This is a genomic window from Parabacteroides sp. PH5-46 (assembly GCF_029892785.1).
Classification (GTDB): Bacteria; Bacteroidota; Bacteroidia; order Bacteroidales; family Tannerellaceae; genus DFXE01.
This window is the reverse complement of the sequence record NZ_JARXXA010000014.1, coordinates 26,251-46,619: the sequence shown is the minus strand read 5'-3', so window position 1 is coordinate 46,619 and position 20,369 is coordinate 26,251. Positions and strand designations below refer to the sequence as shown.

Genomic DNA, 20,369 nt, shown 5'->3' with positions numbered 1-20,369 from the left:
TACTATGTTAAATGCAAGAGACTTAGATCAGATCAAAGCGAAAGGTATTGCCGAAGCGCAGATAGAAGAACAGCTTATGGCATTCAGGCAAGGTTTTCCTTTTTTGGAAATAACGGCTTCTGCTTCCGTGGAAAAAGGTATTATGACTATCCCGCAAGAGACGCAAATCACGTATATCAACGCTTGGGAAGAGTATTTGGGAAGCGGAAAGAAAATCGTGAAGTTTGTTCCTGCTTCAGGTGCTGCCAGCCGTATGTTCAAGGATCTTTATGCCTTTCTGGAAGCTCCTTATGATGTACCGACTACCGAGTTTGAGCAAACATTTTTTCAAGAAATAGAGAAGTTTGCCTTCTTTGATAAACTGAATGTATTCTGCCGGGTTCACTACGAAAAAGATATGCCGGAAATGATGGCAGCCGGCGAATATAAAGCAATCGTATCGGCTTTGCTGAATGAGCCGGGACTGAATTATGGGCAGTTGCCGAAGGGTTTATTGCTTTTCCATACCTATCCCCAATGCGTACGGACTGCCATGGAAGAGCACTTGGCCGAAGGAGCGATGTATGCTAAAAACACATTGGGAGAGGTGAATCTGCACTTTACGGTTTCTCCTGAACATTTGCATTTGTTTGAACAGCAAGTAGCCGAAAAGAAGCATTTTTATGAGGATAAATTCTCTGTAGAATACCAGATTTCTTTCAGTCGGCAAAAACCTTCTACCAATACGGTAGCGGTTGACATGAACAATGAACTGTTCCGTGACAAAGAGGATAAATTGCTGTTCCGTCCCGGAGGACATGGCGCCTTGATTCAGAACCTGAATGACCTGGATGCCAATGTGGTATTCATTAAAAATGTAGACAACGTTGTACCCGACAGTTTTAAGTATTCAACCGTGATTTATAAGAAGATACTGGCAGGAATACTTGTGTCGTATCAAAAGAAAATAACAGACTATTTGAAGCTGATTGACGGAGGAAAATACACCCACAAGCAGATAGAAGAAATGATTCATTTCCTGCAGAACGAACTCTGTACCCGAAATACAGAAATTAAATACCTGGAAGATGCCGAACTGGTTCTTTACCTGAAGGAAAAACTGAACCGTCCATTACGTGTGTGCGGTATGGTGAAGAATGTAGGCGAGCCGGGAGGAGGCCCTTTCCTGGCGGTGAATGCAGACGGCACTATTTCTCTGCAAATACTGGAAAGTTCACAAATAAACCTGAACGAGCCCGAAAAAAGGGAATTATTTGAAAAAGGAACTCACTTCAACCCTGTAGACTTGGTTTGCGCCATTAAGGATTATAAGGGGAATAAGTTTGACCTACCGGATTTCGTAGACAAAAATACCGGTTTCATATCCATCAAAAGTAAAGACGGAAAAGAACTGAAGGCTTTGGAATTACCCGGTTTATGGAACGGAGCCATGAGTAATTGGAATACTGTCTTTGTGGAAGTTCCCATAGAAACCTTCAATCCAGTAAAAACAGTAAACGACTTATTAAGGCCGGAGCACCAGTAATTATAAAGAGAGACTATAGCCGGTATGCAATCCCTGTCAGGAAGTACACATTGTACATCTTGTAAGGGATACCGTTGAAATTAGACGGGAAGAGTGGTACAAGCCCCCATGATAATTGTCCGGTAATAGCCATTTTGTCGGTAAAAAACCAGTCAGTTGAGGCCATTAAGCCGGCATCAACGCTTCGTATATTTTCGGAAAAGTCAAAGGTGGCTGTTTCGATATTGATCCGATCTCCGGCAGGTCCTCCGGTACGTATGTAGCCATTGGAAGCTGAACCTTCAAATTTAGCATCTTGTTGAGAGGCAAAATACCCACCTAAGCGGAACGTCCACTTATCCACAGGACGCCATGTAGCTAAAAGGGGGAGAACGAGATAGCCGTTCCTTACTTTTGTTTTGTTTTCTCCGGTGAACATTCCACTAAACGTACCGGTATTGTCACCTTCACCCACTACCAGATTGGTCATCATGTATTTAACATCGGCTTTGATTATCATTCCTTTCAGGTCGATAGCCAGTCCGGAGGTTATTCCCCATTCCGGAGTCAGCCAGCGAGTTGCGTGAAAGGCCAGCGAACCGGTAAAACCCGGACTCCAGGAGTTTATTTTTCGTATTTCAGCCGGTAATGGCAGAGGGGTACTTCCTCCTAAGTTATAACCGGCAAAAAACTTATACTCCCATTTGCGGGAACTGTAATCCTGCGACCAACTTGTTTCGCAAAAGAAGATAACTGCTAAAAGAGCGATTACTGCTTTGATATAGTGTGTTTTCATACTTGTTCTTGTTCTTATTCTTCGTCAATAATAACTGCTACCTCATCTATAATCAGGTGACTACCGGGGGTTCCTTCGTAACGGTCTCCATAGAAACTGGAACTGAAGATAAGGGCGAGTTTGTATTGGTATCTCTCGAAGTCAACGATATGGTCTTTTTTGTACTCGAAAGTAATATCAAACGGAACCATTCCTTCTCCTTTACTTCCTGCACGTTCTTCCGGTGACATCATACCCATGGCAACAATGTTGGGATGTATCCGTATGTTTGTGCCGTCCAGCATCATGGAAGCATTATCCACCCGGAAGAACACGCCATATATGGCGCATGAGTCTTTTACATTAGGTAAAACTTTACCATTCGGATCAATATAATTTTCTGTTCCGGCTCTATACATGTATTTACCGGTCATACGGAGAGGTTTGTCATAGAACGGTAATCCGAAGCGAGTGGATAACAGAGGATCTTTTAATGCATAAAGCGGATCCATCACTCCCATAAACAGAGAGCCGGCAACAATAGGAATATTAATCATCCCTAAAATATCTCCGGGCCCCACCATCGTTAACATTTCCGCTGAATATTTTCCATGAGTTACCATATTGCTTGTTTTGTGAATAGGAAACTCTTCCGGCCTTTTATATTCATTCTGTTTGTAGATGTTGATACCTTTGTTGCTTGAGTCCCAGAGGGTGGTTCGTTTTCCCTCACTATCATATTCTACCGGAGTTTCATAGATTGCATTAGGGTCTAGTTTTTCCCAGTTTTCAAAACTATAACTGTAAGCCGATGTGGTTATAGTTTGTATTGTGTACTCTCTCTGGTGCTTGCCATCAGCTGCTGTTACAACATATTTTACTTCTTTGTTGAAGTCCTGGGCTATTGATGGATCAGGTGTAATAGTTGCACCTTCTGAAATAGTAACAGTTGGTATAAGAGCCGTTAAGTTGGCGCTTTTCTTCACATGAATAGAGATGTTTGTCTGATTGAACGTTGCATCGCTGAGAGTAACATCATTTGGCAAGGAGAATGTTTCTATATCTGCATAAGGTGATAATGGTTCATCCTGGATACAACTGACGAGAAATGGAAATAACAATAATAAGGCAAAAAGTCTTCTCTTCATAATGGGATATTGATAATGTATAAAGCACAAATAAAGTCATAATAGTTGGAAGTTTTATTTCTTTGACAGATTTTAACGCAGCGTCTATTTGAGTCATTTATTTTTTATATTCTTTATTTTTCTATCTTTGGAGCAACAAAAAGCCGCTAATTATAAATTTTTAAAAAGCATTAATTACCATGAAAAACGAAACCCCAAAAGGAATGAACCGTCGGGAATTCTTAGGCCTCTCAGCATTAGGTTTAGCAAGTTTAACAATTCTTCCAAGCTGGATGATGGACGGAGTGAGAATAGCTCCGAGTGATCGTGTGGTGCTTGGTTTTATCGGATTAGGCCAGCAGGCATTGTCTGACTTTGCAGGTTTTGCTGCATGTCCGGGTGTGCAGGTAGCAGCTTGCAGTGATGTAGATATCATGAAGACAGAACGCTTTAAACGCAGGATTGAAGCATGGCAAACTGCCAAAGGCATGGCAACCCGTTGTGACAAGTACGAGTTCTACGAAGAAATGTTGGAACGCAAAGATATAGATGCTATAGAAGTTGCTACGCCCGACCATTGGCACGCACTGAATACCATCCATGCCTGCCAGGCAGGAAAGGATGTATATTGTCAGAAACCATTGGCTTTCACAATAGCCGAAGGTCTTGCAATGGTAAAAGCGGTTCGTGACAACAAACGCGTATTACAAGTAGGAAGCCAGCAACGTTCAAGTGCTGAGTTCCAGAAGGCCATTGAACTGGTGCAAAGTGGGGCTATCGGACATGTAGAAAAAATATATGCAAGGGTTGGCGAACCTCCAAAACCATTAGATTTACCGGAAATGCCAATCCCGGCTAATCTGAATTTCAACCAGTGGATGGGGCCATTGAATGATCCGAAGGTACATTATCATCCCGACTTATGTCCTCCAATATCTCTTAATCCGGAGCAAAACGAACAACTATGGGGTGCGTGGAGATGGTATCAGGAAACCGGAAACGGTTATACAGCCGACTGGGGTGCGCACATGTTTGATATTGCCCAAGCTGCTATAGGTATGGATGGTTCAGGTCCTGTATTGTTCTATCCTAAAGGAGTAAACGGTGCAGAGTATGCAACAATGAAGTATGCTAATGGTATCGTGATGACTGAACAGCCCTTCCTGGAAGGTAATGATGGTGCACAAGGCATTAAATTTATCGGAGATAAAGGTTGGATTGAAGTAGCCCGTGGTTATCTGGCATGTTCTGATCCTTCTAAAGTGCCGGCAGAAGTAGCAGGTAATAGGCCGCTTACCCATGAAGAATATATGAAAATGTACGAAGAATACAAGAAAAAACAGGAAGAAGAAGCTAAGAAAAATAAGAATAAGAAAAAAACTGAAGCGAAAGGTGGTATGGCCGGAAGCTACGAGACAAGTGCTCCACACATGCAGAACTTCATCGATTGCGTACGCTCCAGAGAAAATCCGATTGCTCCTGTAGAAGTAGGTTGCAGTACGAATACGCTCTGTTGTTTAGCTAATATTGCCCGCGAACTGAACAGAGAAGTAAGATGGGATCCGGCTACTTTAAGTTTTGTAAATGATAAAGAAGCTGCAAATCATCGTTTGTATTGGTACCAATATAGAAACCCATATCAATTACCTTATTTCAATAAATAATCAACAGCTATGACAAATAGACGTAATTTTATTAAAAGTGCTTCTCTTTTGACAGCTGGCGGATTATTAGCTGGAACAACAGGAGCTGCTCATGCTTCGTCTCCTTCCGTTGCTTCATCGGCAGCAAGTAAGAAGAAGTTGGGATTGCAAATCTATTCTCTTCAGAAAGAGTTGTATGATGATCTTCCCAAGCGCATGAAGGAGTTGAAGAATATGGGATATGTGAATCTGGAACTGGCCGGTTATGGTAAAGGAAAGATTGGTGATGTAGAGATGATGGAATTCCGGAAAATGGCGGAAGATGCCGGTCTGAAGATCGTTAGCTCTCATGTAAACCCCAGCATAGAAGGTGTACCTTTCCTTATGGAGTATAAGAAAGAGATTCTCCCACAGGTAAAAGAATATTGGATACAAACGGTAGCAGATCATGTAAAATTAGGATGTAAATTCCTTATTCAGCCCATGATGCCCATGTGCCGTACCTATGAGGAAGCCTTGTTGGTTTGTGAGTTCTTCAATGAAGCCGGCAAGATATGTAAAGATGCCGGCCTGTTGTTTGGCTATCACAATCATCATATGGAGTTCCAGCGTTTGCTTAAACCGGGCGAGGAGGAAAAGTTTGCGAATCCTTTTGCTCCGAAAGGAGAACAAATTCAGGATATATTCATTGCTAATACAGATCCGTCGCTTGTTTGTTTTGAGTTGGATGTTTACTGGACGGTACGAGGAGGTAACGATCCTTTAGCGTATCTGAAGAAACATTCGGATCGCATCAAAGCCCTGCATATAAAGGATGTGGCCGTATTGGGACAGAGTGGTATGCTGAACTTTGAAAATATCTTCAAGCAGATGTATAAAAACGGTATCGAAGATTACTTTGTAGAATTGGAACAGATGCCCGACGGGCGTACCCAGTTTGCAGGAGTGAAAGATTGTGCCGCTTATTTAAAGAAAGCTTCATTTGTGAAATAAAGGAAGCTCCGAAGTGACAAGGCCTTTGCCACTTCGGGGTATTCTTATAGGATTATATTTGAGTCTATTATTTTCCAGGGTGTAATCCATATCCATTCGGTAATACTGTTTTGTCTATTCCCTCTTTCGGAGATCGACATTTCCATAGAGGAGTTGTCGGCTATGAGTGTTGAGGGTTTAAGTGTATAATAATTGTCTCCCTGAATGTAAATATCCTTATCGAAATTAACACGATAACTCTTTTCTTTTCCGTTAATCGTGCCTTCAAAAGAAATGATGGTTTTTCCTTCTCCAAGTATTGCCGGATAAAGGTAAAATGCGCCGTAGTGTTCGAAATTTTCTAGGTAATAAGTATTGTACTCTAAGCCTTCCGCCCATATATGAGGGGCATCGGTAAATATATAAGTACGGTTGAGGGCGTTTTCTACTTTTATTTTTTTAATTTTAAAATCATCAACAGAGCTTTTGTCTACATCAAAGCGTGCCATACGGCATTTTAGGTTCACTTGTACCGGTTTGTTTAAAGCGTTCATTTCTTTAGTTGAAATTTTACCGGAAAGCAACAAGGCTTGCGGCTTGAGATCTGTAAGATTGCTACTCAAGGTAGAAATAAAACCATCTAACTGGCTGATACCTGCCTGCGCTTTAGAGAGAGGGGATGAATCGTCATTATTATTTCCTACAAAATAGAAGGTTTTATCTCCATGCATGCTTCCGGGTTCTATTTGAACCTGACAAGAAGATGGGGTGTTGTCTAACGAAATGTGGGAATCATAAAATATTTTTTCCAATAGCCCGCTCAGATTGTCAAACATGTAAATGACAAGCTTATTCAGTACAACTTCATGACTTTGAGTGAGAGGAATGTCAGCACTTTCTTCTGCTACTACTCCTGGAAATGAGAATGTAATTTTTTCTGTCTGGAGGATATGTCCTCCGGTTAGGTACTCGTCACTTGTACAGGAGGAGAATACCAATAAGGCAATACTTAAAAGTGAAAAAACGTTCTTTTTCATTTTCATCTGATAGTTAAAGTGTTAATAGTTAAAGTTAATTTAGAAAACAACCCCTCCTTCATCCCAATCGTTCTCCCCTGCAAGGGAAACTTCTACTTTATCTCCATCAATCAATACATCCAGATCGAACTCCTGCCGGGTATTGTTCTCCAGATTGATGCCGCTTTCGCGAAAAAACCTCTCAAGGGCAATCTCTTTCATTAATAGCCGACCACCTCCGTAAAGACTTAAAATGAGTGGAGAAGTATTGCTGTAACGAAATGTTATGAAGGTTGCTTTTACATTTTTATCTACATTTATATGTGTGTCCTGTCTGTATACAGGTCCTGTCATATTATCAATTGCTTTTGGGAAATAAGATACCGAAGAAAGATCTGCTTGCGGATATGTGTCTGTTCCAGGGGAATATACATCCCATTTGAGCCCTTTTGATATTGTACCGGGTAGGAAAGATGAAGCGGGAGGAGCTTCTTGCAGGCTGAGATAAAAGTCTCCGGTGTTCTCCGGCGGATTGCTTTTCCATCGGATCGTGAGGCTCATTACGGCATGGGCATGTACCATATCTACATTTATGTGAGTCATGCCGTTCTCGCCTACGCTAAAACTGCGATAGCCATAATAAAGTCTGTCTCCTGCGTTTTTAATTTCGGTTTCCCCATCTTTTGTTTTAAGTAGCATACCGCTTTTACTCATGTTGCCGCCAGGTATGCTTGCGGCGCGGTTTCCCCATACTACAATGGTATAATTACCTATGGGAAGTTCCAGCTCAGAGGGTAAGCCGTTTATCGGATAGTCTGGCAGTAGTTTGCCGTCGTAATCAAAAATGAAGACTTCTGTAGTACGAATATAATTTCCCAACAAATTATTGCCGGCACCATCCCTGAAATAACGATAAGAAACCCGTATACCATGACACTCCTCCAAGCTGTCGTGCATACAGCCGGGAAGTAGAATAACTAAAATAATAGCTACACACAGAGGTGTGGCTATTTTAGTTAAGATTTTGTTTTTCTTTAGCCTCATAGCGCTATCCTTCGAGAATTTCTCATGATACCTGATGGCTTACCAAACTTCAGTCTATCAGGTATATCACTTGTAAATTATTACAAATATATGGGTTGTTGGAAAACTAAAGATTAATAAAATGGTCCTATTTGTTATTAATCAGAGATACGTATGCCTTTTTCTTCAATAATTATCAGCTTTTGTTTATATAAGGTACCTATTGCTTGTTTAAAAGCTTTTTTGCTACAATGGAAAAGGGCGTATATTTCTTCCGGATCGCTTTTGTCATGCAGAGGCAAAAATCCTCCGTGGATACGCAATGATTCAAGTATTTTTCCGGCTACACCTTCTACTTTTCCATAGCCTAATGGGGTGAGGCTTACATCTATTTTCTCATCCTCGCGGACTTCTTTTATATATCCTTTTAGCCGTTCTCCTTTTTCCAAGGAGCGAAATACTTCACTATAATACACAAGACCCCAGTGTAAATCGTTGATGATAACCCTGAAGCCTATCTCTGTTTCGTCTGCAATTAGCAGGTCTACTTGCTGATTGAACTCATATGAAGGGAATGTATTTCCAATGTATTTGTCTATTTTGGAAGAAGCAACGATTCTTTTAGATAGATGATCCAGGTAAACATACACCAGGTATCGGCGCCCTTCCTGCATAGGTGTTTTCTGTTCCCGGAAAGGAACCAGCAGGTCTTTCATTAAGCCCCATTCCAGAAAAGCGCCTGTATCGTTTACGGACTTTACAGTCATGAAGCGAAACTCTCCCACAAGAGCCAACGGGCGTTCTGTAGTTGCAATCAAACGGCCTTCATTATCATGGTAAATAAATACCTCAACTTCGTCTCCCGGCTTTACATTTTTTGGAACATAACGAGCCGGCAAGAGTATTTCCTGTCCGTTTCCTCCATCAAGATAAACGCCGAAATCCAGATCTTTCACGATCTTCAACGTGTTGTATTTCCCTATTTTCATACTAAATCCGTTAGATTGAAGCACAAAGATACATGATAATTATTAAATCGGTTCTATCTGTCAAAAAGTAAGCAAATTAAAGAGAAATACAAGTCGATTTCAAGATGTTTGTACTTGTCTGTATATTAGTTGGTTGCGTCAGGTGAAAAATCGCACACATGCGATTGACAAAACGCATGCGTGCTTTTCCGAAAACACATGCATGTGTTTTTTTAATTGCATACGTGTGTTTTGAAAAACTATTTTTTTGCTGTTAAATGCAGCAATATATTTCCGTAAGCATCGTTATATAATGTAATAAGGAGAAGGATGCCTTTCCCTTATTACTATGTTAACGTGAAAAGTCGTATATTTGCACGCATTTTGAAATAGAGATTATGAAAAGTAAACTTTTATCAGTTTTATTACTTATTAGCCTGCTATTTTCCTGTACCACGCCTAAAGATGTTCTTTATTTTCAGGGGCTTGATTCTCTGACGAAGGAACAACTTGCACAGATGGATCAGATCTATAGTTCGCGGATTGCCTTGAATGACTTGTTGTCAATTACTGTTTCCGCCTGGGATCCTACGATTGTTGTTCCTTTCAATCCGCCGTCAACATATCGTCTTACCCCCGGGGATATGGAACTTAACCCTTCTGAATACGCCCCTACTTACCTGGTGGATTCGGATGGAACAATCACCTTTCCAGTTATAGGGAAAGTGCAGGCGGCAGGGCTTTCCAAAGAAGAACTGGTAAACAATTTGCAGAGCAAAATATCTCATTACGTGAAAGATCCTATCGTAACTGTCTATATCGTAAATTATAAGATAACATTTATGGGAGAGGTTTCACGTCCGGGAGCTATGACTGTTAAGAATGAGAAGATTTCACTGATCGATGCGCTGGGGCAAGCAGGAGATTTAACCATTAATGCCAACCGCAAAAATATCCTCATCATACGTGATAATAACGGAGTAAAAGAGTATGGGCGCGTCGATCTTACAGACCCTGCCGTCTTTGCCTCTCCTTATTACTATTTACGGCAAAATGATGTTATTTACGTTGAGCCTAACGTAGCCAAACAAAGAAATGCCCGCTATAGCCAGGGACAACAGTTCAGTATATCTATTTTCTCTGCAATAATAAGTGCTCTATCATTGGTAACAACTATTGTTGTAGCAGCAGCAAATATGTAATGAAACAAAGCATGGAAAGAAAGGATGACGAAACAATCGGTCTGAAAACGATTCTTGTAAACTATTTACTTCATTGGAAATTAATTTTAGGGGTAGGGATTTTTACCGTCATACTCGCTATTCTGTATCTGCTATTGTACCCGAAAACGTTTGAAACGATGGCTCGTGTGCAGATACAAGATGAAAACAGTCTACTGTCGTCCGGTAGTCTGGCTTTGGGAGAAGCGGCAGGACTGATGAAGTCTTTCGGTTTGGGTGGCCTGTCATCCGGAAGTATTGTTATCGATGATGAGATCGCTACGTTTACTTCCAATAGCATCCTGAGTGAAATGATTTATAAATTAGGCTTATATGCCGAGTATACAAAGCCTTATTCTTTTTATCGTTTGTATAAGGAAAAGCCGTTGGTGGTAACAGCAGATTCTACTACCTTGTATAATCTGGATTATGTAATCAAGTTCGCAGTATCAGTATCCCCCGGTAAAGTAAATATAAAGGCTAAAATCAAAACCGAAAACTGGAAGGGAAGTTTCCAGTTCAATGAACTGCCTGCCGTTGTAAAGATGGAGCAAGGAGAGTTCATTTTTGATCATACCGATATGGGAAGAGCCAATCCGGACTACAAAATGAATGTTACGGTGCGTCCTCTGAATGCCGTAGCTGACGATTTGGTAGAAGAATTTACGATAGAAGAACTGTCTAAAACATCTAACGTTATCGAATTCCTGGCTTCTGATTATGAGAAACAGCGGACCAAGGATATGTTTAATCTGCTTATTGTCTTGTATAACGAGCGGGCAAAGGAATATAAGAATGAATTAGGAGCCAGATCGATGGTCTTTCTAGACGAGCGAATCAACAATATACTCTCCGACTTGGCAAAAGTAGAACTGGATATTGAAGACTATAAGTCTAAAAACCGTATCACGATGGTAGAGTCGGATGTTCAGTACTATGTTGAGTATATGAAGGATTTGCAGATGAAACTGATAGAAGCCGAGGCACAATCCCATGTGATTAAACTGATGGATGCCTTTGTGAAAGATACGGCTAACCAGTACAAGATTATCCCTTCTTTATTCACTTCCGGACAAGAGTCGGAGAATAACCCATTGGCACTGTACAATCAGGCATTGCTGGAGAGAGAGCGCTTGATCAGGAACTCTTCTGGAATGGATAATCCTTTGATCGGGCCGGTTACCCTTCAGATTGAAAAGTTAAGAGAAGGGGTTCACCAGATGATCAATAACTCATACCAAAGCGCCCAGCTGGTTATTAAAGAATTAAAAGACAAAGAGGCAAGCCTTTTCAGCCGGATGGGTGAAGTACCGGCGCAGGAAAGAGTCTATATAAACTATAAACGTCAGCAAGAAATACTACAAGGCATCTACCTTATATTGTTACAAAAGAGAGAGGAAACCGTACTGGCACTTGCACAGTCGAAAGAAAAGGCTAAAATCATTGATCCGGCCTTTACTATGCCCCGTCCGGTTGCCCCGCGAAAACTGTATGCAGCTATCGGTATTGTTTTACTGACATTGGTTATCACTGTTGGCTGGATTTACGGTAAAGAACAGCTAAACGACTTGATCAGAGAGTTTCAACGCGTGAAAAAGTAATATAGCGGCATGAATGTATCGAATCAGCTAAAGAAACCAATGACTCAGAATTTTGTGGCATTGGTTTTGCTGCAAGGTGTAAATTATGTTTTGCCACTCCTTACTTTTCCCTATTTATTCCGTGTATTAGGCGTTGAGCGTTGGGGTTTGATTGCTTTTGGGCAAACGTTGATTCAATATTTTGTAATCTTTACCGATTTTGGTTTTAATTTATCAGCCACTAAATACATTTCCAGTCACCGGGACGATACGGTTGCTATCAATAAATATCTGAATGGAGCCTTTGTTTGCCGGATTGTTTTGGCGATTCTCAGTTTCGGTTTGTTGTTTTTAATGACCTTATTGTTTGATCGTTTCAAGGAGGAGGCTGTCTTTTATCTCTCTTATTTTGGGATTGTTATAGGGAATGTAATGTTCCCGATGTGGTATTTCCAAGGGATGGAGAAGATGAAATACATCACCATTTTTAATATTGTAGCCAAATCCGTAAGCCTTATTCCGTTCTTTATTTTTATCCGTAAGCCGCAAGACTATGTATTAGCTCCTGTGTTCTATTCTATTGGATACATACTCGCAGGTCTGATCAGTATCTATATTATCTATTTCAAAGAGAAAATGAAGTGGTTTATCCCTTCTCTTAAAGAAATTCGCACTGTATTTCAGGATAGTTTCACCTACTTTCTGTCCCGCTTGTCGGTATCCTTGTTTACCAATATAAATACCTTTATACTTGGGCTGGTTTGCGGCAATACGGCAGTAGGGTATTACTCGGCAGCAGAGAAATTATATCAGGCATACAATCAGCTACTAGCTCCCTTTACCGGAGTACTGTTCCCACATATAGCCAAGACGAAAGATGTTCCTTTCTTTAAGAGGGTCTTTAAGCGGATTACTCCTGCCAATGTTGTCTTTTTAATAGGCATATTACTTGTCTCTTACTGGGTTATATGGCTTATTTATGGTAATGATGCGAAAGAGGAAACCTTGATGGTATTCCGGATACTGATGTGTGCTTGCTTCTTTACAATCCCCTCTATGCTTTTGGGATACCCCTTCCTGGCAGCGATGGGCTATGCTTCTTATACCAACTGGACAGTGGTTGCAGTATCCTTTGTTCATCTGCTGGGCTTATTGATACTTCTTTTATCCGGATCCCTGTCTCTTTATACAGTAGCAGGTATGGTAGTGTTGGCAGAGGTACTCTTGTTTGCGTTCAGGATAAGAGGAGTAGTACATTATAAATTGTTTAAGACATGAAGACAGATTACAGTAAAATATTCCCGGATAATCGTAGCGAAGGAGATACGGTTTTGCGTCAGGCTCAACTGGTTTTGCTCCGGATGTTCAAGATTATCGACCATGTTTGCAGGAAGCATCAGATAGGCTACTGGATGTGCTCGGGAACTTTGCTGGGAGCTGTTCGCCATAAAGGCTTTATCCCTTGGGATGACGACTTGGATATCTGCATGTTAAGAGAAGATTATGAACGCTTCCTTGAGGTTGCTCCACAGGAGTTTCCGGAAGATATGATTCTTCAAACAAGGGAGCTGGACCCCAGCTACAAATACCTCCCGCTTCCCTGTAAAGTCAGAGATACGAAAAGTCTGATTCTCTCACCCGGTTTTGAAGACGAGGAAAGCGAGAAAGGCCTGTTTCTTGACATTTTCCCGGCTGATCGCTACCATACAGATCCAAAGATATTCCAGAAAGAGAAACGGATCAAGGATTACAACATGTTTATATGCAAATGCCTTGTAGCTGTTAATTTCAAGCATCTTTCGTTTAATAAGAAAGTCCTGTCTCTCTTTCATCCCGTCTTTCATTTCCTGGAAAAACGCTATCTGAAACGTGCAAAAAAACTGATTGACAGGAACCGGAGCTTAGGAACAGACTGTTATATAGGGCATGGCTTTGATACTTTGTGGAAGCGGTTTTTCAAGTATGATGATATCTATCCATTAATCGAATTGGAGTTTGAGGGATCCTTGTTTTATGCGCCACAGAATCCGGACGTTTACCTTACTACGCTATATGGCCCCAATTACATGACGCCTCCACCCGAATCAAAGCGTCAGGCTGACCAACACGCCTACATTCTGAAACCTATTTTGTAGGGACACGTTCGATCTTGAAACGGTTTTTCCTCAGGAAATAGAAATGACTTTTTAAGTGCATGATAGTCTTCTTGCTCAGATGGGCACTGGTTCGCTGATGGGCGTGAATCATTTGTGATTGAGGAAGGTAGATCACTTTCTTTCCGGCAAACCAGCAGCGCTGGCAGATGTCGGCATCTTCTACGTACAAGAAGAACTTCTCGTCAAAGCCTCCCAGTTGCTGATAGAAGCTCTTTTCAAAGAGTAAAGCAGCTCCCAGGCACCAGTCTACTTCCGACGGTTGATCGTCTGAAATATCAGGCATAAGGTACTCCTGTACTACCGGGTTATTGGTATCATCTTTCCCATTGGTGAAAATACGGCAAAGCAGGAACTTAACACTCATGAAATGGCGGGCTGAAAGTTGTATGCTCCCATCCTGGTTCAGCAATCTCGGAGCTACAATGCCGGCCGATGGGTTATTCTTAAGGTATTGATATAGTGTGTCAATCGCGCCGTCAGTGAGTATTATATCCGGATTCAGTATCAAGATAAAACGCCCTTTTGCCTGAGCGGCTCCCGTATTGTTGTTTTTGGCAAAACCGTTGATTTCCGTATTTTCAATGATATGAACGGAAGGGTATGCTTCCCTTACATATTCAATGGTTCCGTCTGTCGAACAGTTGTCAACCAGTATCAACTCAAAGCTGGTAGCAGGCTTGCAACTGACAAACAATGAATATAGCATCTCCTTAAGCAGAGGGAGATGGTTCATCGTCACTGTTATGATCGAGATTTCCGGATTCATGTATTGAAAGTGTTTCTAGTTTCTGTTTCTGTTCTGAGAATACAAGCCCCAGGAGTGTCATGATAAAGAACCCCCGGTGTCCTGTAAAGGTGGCGTCTGCAATACTTTCGATGAGTATATAGCAGATGATTATCGTGGTGATGATCAGGTATTTAGTTTCATCGCTTTGCCTGAATATCTGATGTGATTTCCGGATGAGATAAACGAAAAAAGAGATAAAAAGTAAAACTCCTGCGATACCAAACTGGGCCAGGCAGGGGTAATACGTATCTGCAATATAGCTGTAATCGGAGCTATTCATACCATATATTTTCTCTATTCCGTATTTAGCATAAAGATCGGAATAGTAAACCCCGGACGAGTAAGAAGCAAAACTGGCAAAGCCTGAACCGAACGGGAAGTAGTCTACAAATACGTCAACCGATGTCAGGTATAGCATCAAACGGGCCAATAAGCCTGTTTCCACTTCCTCCGCCTCGCCACTAAGGGCAAAATAGAGGTCTATTTTCTGCCAGCCTACAATAACAACCCCGGCTATAACAGCCAGTCCTACGAAGATCGTTTTGAAGTTGAACCTGAAGTTCTTAATATAAGGGGCAAATAATATAAGTGCAATTGACAGCAAATAGATGCCATAGAACTTAGAGCGTGTAGAGAACAGCCCTACCGATAGCATCAGGATAAATATCACTTTGTCTTTCGTAGTATTCTCCCCACAAAAGAAATAAACCAGTGATATGCCTAGGGCGCAAGCATAGTAGTATGATACGTGGTACATTGTATCAAAAATGATCCGTTCTTTAGCGAATGATAAAAGCCCTAAAAGTACCATAATAAGCAAGAAAACAACACAGATAATGCGCAGAATCGCTTTCTGGTTTTTGCTGAAAACAGGCCGAAGCTGGTACACCAGGAAGAAAGCCACATAGGGCTTCAGCTGAATGATAAAGTCTGATAAAATCGCCTTTTTCACATTACTTCCGATATAAAACGAATAAGAAAAATAAAAAAGAAATACCCCCAAAGTAGTAAGGAATGCCTTATTCATCGGCCAGTCGTTCATCTGGGATATGGTATAGCAGAAAAAGGCAACAAGGCCTAAGGCACAAAGCTCGTCCATTCCGTCAAATCCTATCGTGCCATACAACAGAAGCCCGAATACGAAGGAAAAAACGAAAAGCTTGTAATATGTATTGTTAATAAATTCTTGCGTCATAAACCACTATAAAAACGCCTGGGAGCATGAATTATTGTGTGCTCCTAAATTAAGATAGGCGGCCTGGTATGCAGCCGACATTTTCTCTGCTGTATAATAGGTTTGAAAAACTCTCCTGATCTCTGTTGCAGCTTCGATTCTGTCTACTTCATGAATGATTTTTTCTATTTTATCGGCTATATCGCTTACCTGATCTTGATGAATGATATATCCTACATTTTTCTCCATTTTAGATAAGACTTCCTGATGCGAAGGTATGTCGGAAAGAATAACCGGCAGGCCGATTGTCATACTCTCCAATAGTGTATTGGCCAGACCTTCCACCTCGGAAGCCGAGATGTAGTAGTCCGATGCTATCAGATAATTGTACACTTCGGTAGTAAAACCGGGCAGGAGTATCTGTTCAGACTCGCTACGCTTCAGTTCATCCCACATCGGTCCGTTCCCAAGCATAATGAGGCCTATCTTCTTGTTGTTGAGCATCCGGAAAGCTTCCACTAAGCGATCCGGGTTCTTCTCTTTTGAAAAGCGCCCGATGAATATGAAATAGCGGACATCCTTTTTCAGTCCGAATTTTTCGCGGAGTTGTTGTTTCTGTAAAGCATCCTCTTGCCAGACGGGCAGAGAACTACCATTAGGGATACTCATGATCTCCCAGCCTTTCTTCTTCTTATACAAGGTGCTGATACTCTCTGCACATCCGATAGGGAGATCCATCCTGCGGGTAAAGAAATGATTTAGCAAGATAACAATATTTCCTTTCAGGGTACCATATAGCACTTTCTGCTGCAAGCCCGGGTAGATATGGATGGTATAAATACGTTTATATTTCTTAGGCAGAAAAACTGTTAAATACAGGGATCTGGGACAATGTGCATGCATCATATCCGGGTTGATTTCCTGTACTTTTTTCTTAAGCCTGCTGTACATCTGTAAGAGAGAAGGAATCTTTTCCGTAGCAATCTGGTGGATGGAAATGGGTAATTGCCTGAATTCTACCATCCGGCTGTTTTCCCTTTCGGGTATCAAGGTTATGACAGACACCTCAAACCTGGAGAAATCCATGTATTTGATGATGTTATACATAACATTAACAGGTCCTTCATTCACCAGGGATGAAACAATAAAACAGACTTTTATCATAATTGTAATTCAGGAAACTTATTTCGGCCTCCAAAATTACAAAATTTTCTTTATCAATCCTTATCCACTCACAACAAATCGGTAAGTCATTACTTTAATTAATTTCTTCTACTTTGAAGTCCCACAGTTGTAGAACTTATGTTCAACAATTGTAGAACATGAATTCAACAACTGTTGAACATGAGTTCTACATATGTGGGATTATATTCAAAAAATAACATCTGTTAAGTATCACTTTATATCGTCTGATTTTGTAGTTTTGTCTTCAAGACATGAAACTATGCTTTGTTAATTCGATAATGAGATATGTAATTGCAGAAATACTGTTGCTACTATGCTGGCTGGTTTTTCCGGCTGATATGCATGCTTATAATAAGCCTTATGTAATCAATTTTTCGAAAGAAAAGTACGGGGCAAGCAATAAGAACTGGGCGATAGGGCAGGATGAAAGAGGGATCATGTATTTCGCCAATGATGTAGGCTTACTGGAGTATGATGGGATTGGCTGGGAGCTGAATACAATTCCTAACCGCCCGACTATCCGCTCGGTGGCTGTATTGTCGAATCGAACCCTATTTACAGGTAGTTATGAGGAGTTTGGGCGCTGGGACAGGGATCTTTCAGGGAAACTTCAATACACTTCTCTGAGTGCAACTATAGATAAATCAGAATTTGAAAATGACGATTTCTGGAAGATATGGGCGAATGGCGAATTTGTTTATTTTCAATCCTTTGGCTCTGTTTTTGTCTATGATTATGACACCGTTCGTAAGCTACCACTCTCATACCCAATTCTTTTTCTGACAAAAGTAAGAGATGAATACTGGGTACAAAGGATGGGTGATGGGATATACCGGCTGCAGGAAGACAAATTGCAAATGATACCCGGTAGCGACATCTTTAATGATACCGACGTGCGGATTATTCTGCCGTTTCAAACCGATAAATACCTGATTGGTACAGCGGGAAAAGGTATTTATATCTATGATGGAGAGGGTTTTAAGGAGTGGAATCCTGAATTGTCAGAAATCATGCGGGCTGTAGACCTGAACTGCGGAATGCGTACGATGCGGGACACATATGTGTTCGGGACTATCCTTGATGGCATTTACGAAGTAGATGAAAACGGACGAGTTGTAGACCGCATATCAACAGAGAATATGCTTCAGAACAATACCATATTGTCTTTGTTTGAAGATCATGTAGGCAATATATGGGCAGGACTCGACAGGGGTATCTCATTTGTACAGTATCTGCCAAAGATGAGCTGTTATATTGATTCTAAGGGGAATATGGGCTCAGCTTACGAAGCAATATTCTGGGATGATAAACTGTTTCTGGGAACCAATCAGGGAGTTTACTATATCCGGAAGGCTGATCTGGAAAAGTCGGGAACCTTGTCGGAGGCTAAACTGGTAGAAGGTACGCAAGGGCAGGTATGGTCTTTCATTATTGCAGATGGTAAACTATATTGCTGTCATAACAGAGGGATTCGCGAGATACACAAAAACCTCTCCATATCAGAGCCTTATAATTTAACGACAGGGGTTTATAAAGGGGTGCAAACGAGATTAAAAGGAAGAGATGTCTTGCTTTTATCTACATATAATCTATTAAAACTTGTAGATAAGCAAACAGGAGTTGTTCATGATTTAAATCCTTTGAATGAGCCGATTATCAATACGGAGGTTGACCATCTGGAGAATGTTTGGCTAGAGCATTTTAATAAAGGAGTGTTCCGTTGCCGTTTGTCTGATGATATGCAACGCATAGAAAGCTATACCTATTTGGGAGGCGATAGTGGCGACCAGTTGCCTTACAAATTGAAGGTATTTAAGGTAGGAGGCCGTGTGGTACTGCTTGGCGACGATTGCTTCTATAACTATGACGATATCTCGGATGCTGTTATCCCCAACGAACACCTGAATAATTGTTTCCGGATGGTGCACGGTATACGAAATGTAGTTCATATACAGGGCAGTATCTTTTGGGCGCTGACCCGTTCTGCTATCTATAAATTTTCGTATGACGGGTATGATGCGTCTATTATAGAGTCGTATGACCTGGGGTCGAAAAACCTCTCTCTGGTTAATAGCTATGAGAATATTTCAATAGCGAATGATTCTATTAATATCGTATGCCTGGATAATGGCTTTTTACTTTATGATAATCAGAAAGATGCTTTTGGGGATACGCACCTGGAACCACCTTTCCTGAAATCATTTCAGGTTGAGGCTGTAGGTTTAGCACCTCAGTATAAAGACCTTTCCGAAACTATAGAGGTACCTTACAAGTATAATTCGGTAACTATAAGGTTTTCAGCCAAAAACACATTGGCTTCCAGCTATTATTTTCAGTATATCCTTGAGGGGGTAGACCCCCATTGGTCTGAGTCTCAAAAGATAAACCGGATATCGTACGTACGTTTGCCCGAGGGTGAATATACCTTGAAGATCCGGACACTTGATAATCTAGGTAACTATTCCGAACCGGTCAGTTGCACCTTCCATGTGCAGCCTCCCTGGTATCAGTCCGTTTGGGCCTATCTTGCCTATTTGCTACTTGCAGCCTTAACGCTGTTGCTTATCTGGATGATGATTCTGAGGCGTTACCGGAATGTGCACCTGATGAAGATCAGAAGCCGCGAAGCCAAACGCCTCCGGCGCAAAAATGAAGAGTTATTGCGCGAATTAGAAGAAAAAAATGCAGAATTATTAACGCAAACGTCATTTGTAATACGACGCAATGAATTGTTAATGAAAATAAAAGGAGAATTAGAGGATTTTTACAGAAAACAAAACAACAAAAGCCTGGCTCCCCTTTTTAATAAAGTAGACGCCTTGTTGAGTGAAAATATTGATACCGAGGAAGATTGGAAGATGTTTCTGATCAATTTTGAACAAAAACACACCGGCTTTTTTAAACATTTGAAAGCCGATTATCCATCATTAACATCCAATGACCTGAAGCTATGTGCCTGCCTGCGATTAAATCTGGACTCTAAAGACATCGCTGCTTTGATGAATGTTTCTGTCCGTTCTGTTGAAAATAGTCGCTCCAGACTTCGCAAAAAATTAAACATTTCAGCTTCTCAGCATTTGAATGAATTCTTCCTGCAGTTCTAATTCTTTCTTTTTTATACATCTGTAAATAAGGCGATTACTTTTAGGTGAGAGGTAATCGTGAGGTCTTGGATTTGTTAAAAAACGAAGAGAAGTACTCGTAGTGATAGGCATTTTTTAAAAAAAGTGAATGAAGTC

At 41.1% G+C, this 20,369-nt stretch carries 16 protein-coding genes; 8 read left to right on the top strand and 8 right to left on the bottom strand.

What is annotated here, in order from left to right; all coding sequences use genetic code 11:
* The first annotated feature begins 4 nt into the window (after positions 1 to 4).
* Positions 5 to 1,525 carry a DUF4301 family protein gene (locus M2470_RS13970; protein ID WP_280745620.1) on the top strand — a complete coding sequence of 507 codons (1,521 nt, stop codon included), beginning with the start codon at positions 5 to 7 and terminating at the stop codon, positions 1,523 to 1,525.
* Positions 1,526 to 1,538: 13 nt separating this feature from the next.
* Here M2470_RS13970 and M2470_RS13965 read toward each other — a convergent pair whose 3' ends face one another.
* Both M2470_RS13965 and M2470_RS13960 read right to left on the bottom strand, forming a co-directional pair.
* The gene (locus tag M2470_RS13965; protein WP_280745619.1) at positions 1,539 to 2,300 is read right to left on the bottom strand and encodes a porin family protein; all 762 of its coding nucleotides are present in this window, start codon (positions 2,298 to 2,300) and stop codon (positions 1,539 to 1,541) included.
* A 14-nt stretch (positions 2,301 to 2,314) separates the two neighbouring features.
* Positions 2,315 to 3,427: a PCMD domain-containing protein gene (locus M2470_RS13960; RefSeq protein ID WP_280745618.1), complete on the bottom strand. Its 1,113-nt coding sequence runs from the start codon at positions 3,425 to 3,427 to the stop codon at positions 2,315 to 2,317.
* A gap of 179 nt (positions 3,428 to 3,606) precedes the next feature.
* On the opposite strand from M2470_RS13960, the gene M2470_RS13955 reads away from it, so the two are divergent.
* Positions 3,607 to 5,070, top strand: a complete 1,464-nt coding sequence (locus M2470_RS13955) for a Gfo/Idh/MocA family oxidoreductase (protein ID WP_280745617.1) — start codon at positions 3,607 to 3,609, stop codon at positions 5,068 to 5,070.
* A 9-nt stretch (positions 5,071 to 5,079) separates the two neighbouring features.
* Positions 5,080 to 6,042, top strand: a complete 963-nt coding sequence (locus M2470_RS13950) for a sugar phosphate isomerase/epimerase (RefSeq protein WP_280745616.1) — start codon at positions 5,080 to 5,082, stop codon at positions 6,040 to 6,042.
* A 44-nt stretch (positions 6,043 to 6,086) separates the two neighbouring features.
* On the opposite strand, the gene M2470_RS13945 is transcribed toward M2470_RS13950, so the two are convergent.
* The 3 genes from M2470_RS13945 to M2470_RS13935 form a co-directional block, all read right to left on the bottom strand.
* Positions 6,087 to 7,058 (bottom strand): hypothetical protein, encoded by a 972-nt coding sequence (locus M2470_RS13945; protein WP_280745615.1) that lies wholly within the window; start codon positions 7,056 to 7,058, stop codon positions 6,087 to 6,089.
* A 39-nt stretch (positions 7,059 to 7,097) separates the two neighbouring features.
* Positions 7,098 to 8,081, bottom strand: coding sequence for a FimB/Mfa2 family fimbrial subunit (locus tag M2470_RS13940; RefSeq protein ID WP_280745614.1), 984 nt, complete (start codon positions 8,079 to 8,081; stop codon positions 7,098 to 7,100).
* Between the two features lie 137 nt (positions 8,082 to 8,218).
* Positions 8,219 to 9,049, bottom strand: a complete 831-nt coding sequence (locus M2470_RS13935; RefSeq protein ID WP_280745613.1) for a S1-like domain-containing RNA-binding protein — start codon at positions 9,047 to 9,049, stop codon at positions 8,219 to 8,221.
* Positions 9,050 to 9,426: 377 nt separating this feature from the next.
* Here M2470_RS13935 and M2470_RS13930 point away from each other — a divergent pair, with 377 nt between their 5' ends.
* Genes M2470_RS13930 through M2470_RS13915 form a run of 4 tightly spaced genes read left to right on the top strand, consistent with a single transcriptional unit; the run spans position 9,427 to position 13,963 of the window.
* A complete protein-coding gene (locus M2470_RS13930; RefSeq protein ID WP_280745612.1) occupies positions 9,427 to 10,230 on the top strand; it encodes a polysaccharide biosynthesis/export family protein in 804 nt (267 codons plus the stop codon).
* Positions 10,231 to 10,241: 11 nt separating this feature from the next.
* The gene (locus tag M2470_RS13925; RefSeq protein WP_280745611.1) at positions 10,242 to 11,849 is read left to right on the top strand and encodes a Wzz/FepE/Etk N-terminal domain-containing protein; all 1,608 of its coding nucleotides are present in this window, start codon (positions 10,242 to 10,244) and stop codon (positions 11,847 to 11,849) included.
* Positions 11,850 to 11,858: 9 nt separating this feature from the next.
* Positions 11,859 to 13,106: a flippase gene (locus M2470_RS13920; protein WP_280745610.1), complete on the top strand. Its 1,248-nt coding sequence runs from the start codon at positions 11,859 to 11,861 to the stop codon at positions 13,104 to 13,106.
* Positions 13,103 to 13,963 carry a LicD family protein gene (locus M2470_RS13915; protein ID WP_280745609.1) on the top strand — a complete coding sequence of 287 codons (861 nt, stop codon included), beginning with the start codon at positions 13,103 to 13,105 and terminating at the stop codon, positions 13,961 to 13,963. The genes M2470_RS13920 and M2470_RS13915 overlap by 4 nt, the downstream gene beginning before the upstream one ends.
* On the opposite strand, the gene M2470_RS13910 is transcribed toward M2470_RS13915, so the two are convergent.
* From M2470_RS13910 to M2470_RS13900, 3 genes are read right to left on the bottom strand one after another with little or no spacing between them, the layout of a single operon-like run.
* Positions 13,953 to 14,750 (bottom strand): glycosyltransferase family 2 protein, encoded by a 798-nt coding sequence (locus M2470_RS13910; RefSeq protein ID WP_280745608.1) that lies wholly within the window; start codon positions 14,748 to 14,750, stop codon positions 13,953 to 13,955. The two genes, M2470_RS13915 and M2470_RS13910, sit on opposite strands and share 11 nt — an antisense overlap.
* On the bottom strand, positions 14,695 to 15,966 hold the full coding sequence (locus M2470_RS13905; RefSeq protein ID WP_280745607.1) for an O-antigen ligase domain-containing protein: 1,272 nt from the start codon (positions 15,964 to 15,966) through the stop codon (positions 14,695 to 14,697). Before M2470_RS13905 ends, M2470_RS13910 begins: the two co-directional genes overlap by 56 nt.
* 6 nt (positions 15,967 to 15,972) lie before the next feature.
* Positions 15,973 to 17,109, bottom strand: a complete 1,137-nt coding sequence (locus M2470_RS13900; protein ID WP_280745606.1) for a glycosyltransferase — start codon at positions 17,107 to 17,109, stop codon at positions 15,973 to 15,975.
* Between the two features lie 299 nt (positions 17,110 to 17,408).
* Here M2470_RS13900 and M2470_RS13895 point away from each other — a divergent pair, with 299 nt between their 5' ends.
* Complete coding sequence (locus M2470_RS13895) at positions 17,409 to 20,234, top strand: triple tyrosine motif-containing protein (protein ID WP_280745605.1); 2,826 nt, start codon at positions 17,409 to 17,411, stop codon at positions 20,232 to 20,234.
* Positions 20,235 to 20,369: the final 135 nt, after the last annotated feature.

Coding starts and splice junctions, on each gene's coding strand:
- M2470_RS13920 (WP_280745610.1), top strand. CDS start 11,859: ATGAATGTATCGAATCAGCTAAAGAAACCAATGACTCAGAATTTTGTG.
- M2470_RS13940 (WP_280745614.1), bottom strand. CDS start 8,081: ATGAGGCTAAAGAAAAACAAAATCTTAACTAAAATAGCCACACCTCTG.
- M2470_RS13960 (WP_280745618.1), bottom strand. CDS start 3,427: ATGAAGAGAAGACTTTTTGCCTTATTATTGTTATTTCCATTTCTCGTC.
- M2470_RS13945 (WP_280745615.1), bottom strand. CDS start 7,058: ATGAAAAAGAACGTTTTTTCACTTTTAAGTATTGCCTTATTGGTATTC.
- M2470_RS13965 (WP_280745619.1), bottom strand. CDS start 2,300: ATGAAAACACACTATATCAAAGCAGTAATCGCTCTTTTAGCAGTTATC.
- M2470_RS13970 (WP_280745620.1), top strand. CDS start 5: ATGTTAAATGCAAGAGACTTAGATCAGATCAAAGCGAAAGGTATTGCC.
- M2470_RS13925 (WP_280745611.1), top strand. CDS start 10,242: ATGGAAAGAAAGGATGACGAAACAATCGGTCTGAAAACGATTCTTGTA.
- M2470_RS13915 (WP_280745609.1), top strand. CDS start 13,103: ATGAAGACAGATTACAGTAAAATATTCCCGGATAATCGTAGCGAAGGA.
- M2470_RS13910 (WP_280745608.1), bottom strand. CDS start 14,750: ATGAATCCGGAAATCTCGATCATAACAGTGACGATGAACCATCTCCCT.
- M2470_RS13900 (WP_280745606.1), bottom strand. CDS start 17,109: ATGATAAAAGTCTGTTTTATTGTTTCATCCCTGGTGAATGAAGGACCT.
- M2470_RS13905 (WP_280745607.1), bottom strand. CDS start 15,966: ATGACGCAAGAATTTATTAACAATACATATTACAAGCTTTTCGTTTTT.
- M2470_RS13950 (WP_280745616.1), top strand. CDS start 5,080: ATGACAAATAGACGTAATTTTATTAAAAGTGCTTCTCTTTTGACAGCT.
- M2470_RS13955 (WP_280745617.1), top strand. CDS start 3,607: ATGAAAAACGAAACCCCAAAAGGAATGAACCGTCGGGAATTCTTAGGC.
- M2470_RS13930 (WP_280745612.1), top strand. CDS start 9,427: ATGAAAAGTAAACTTTTATCAGTTTTATTACTTATTAGCCTGCTATTT.
- M2470_RS13935 (WP_280745613.1), bottom strand. CDS start 9,049: ATGAAAATAGGGAAATACAACACGTTGAAGATCGTGAAAGATCTGGAT.
- M2470_RS13895 (WP_280745605.1), top strand. CDS start 17,409: ATGAGATATGTAATTGCAGAAATACTGTTGCTACTATGCTGGCTGGTT.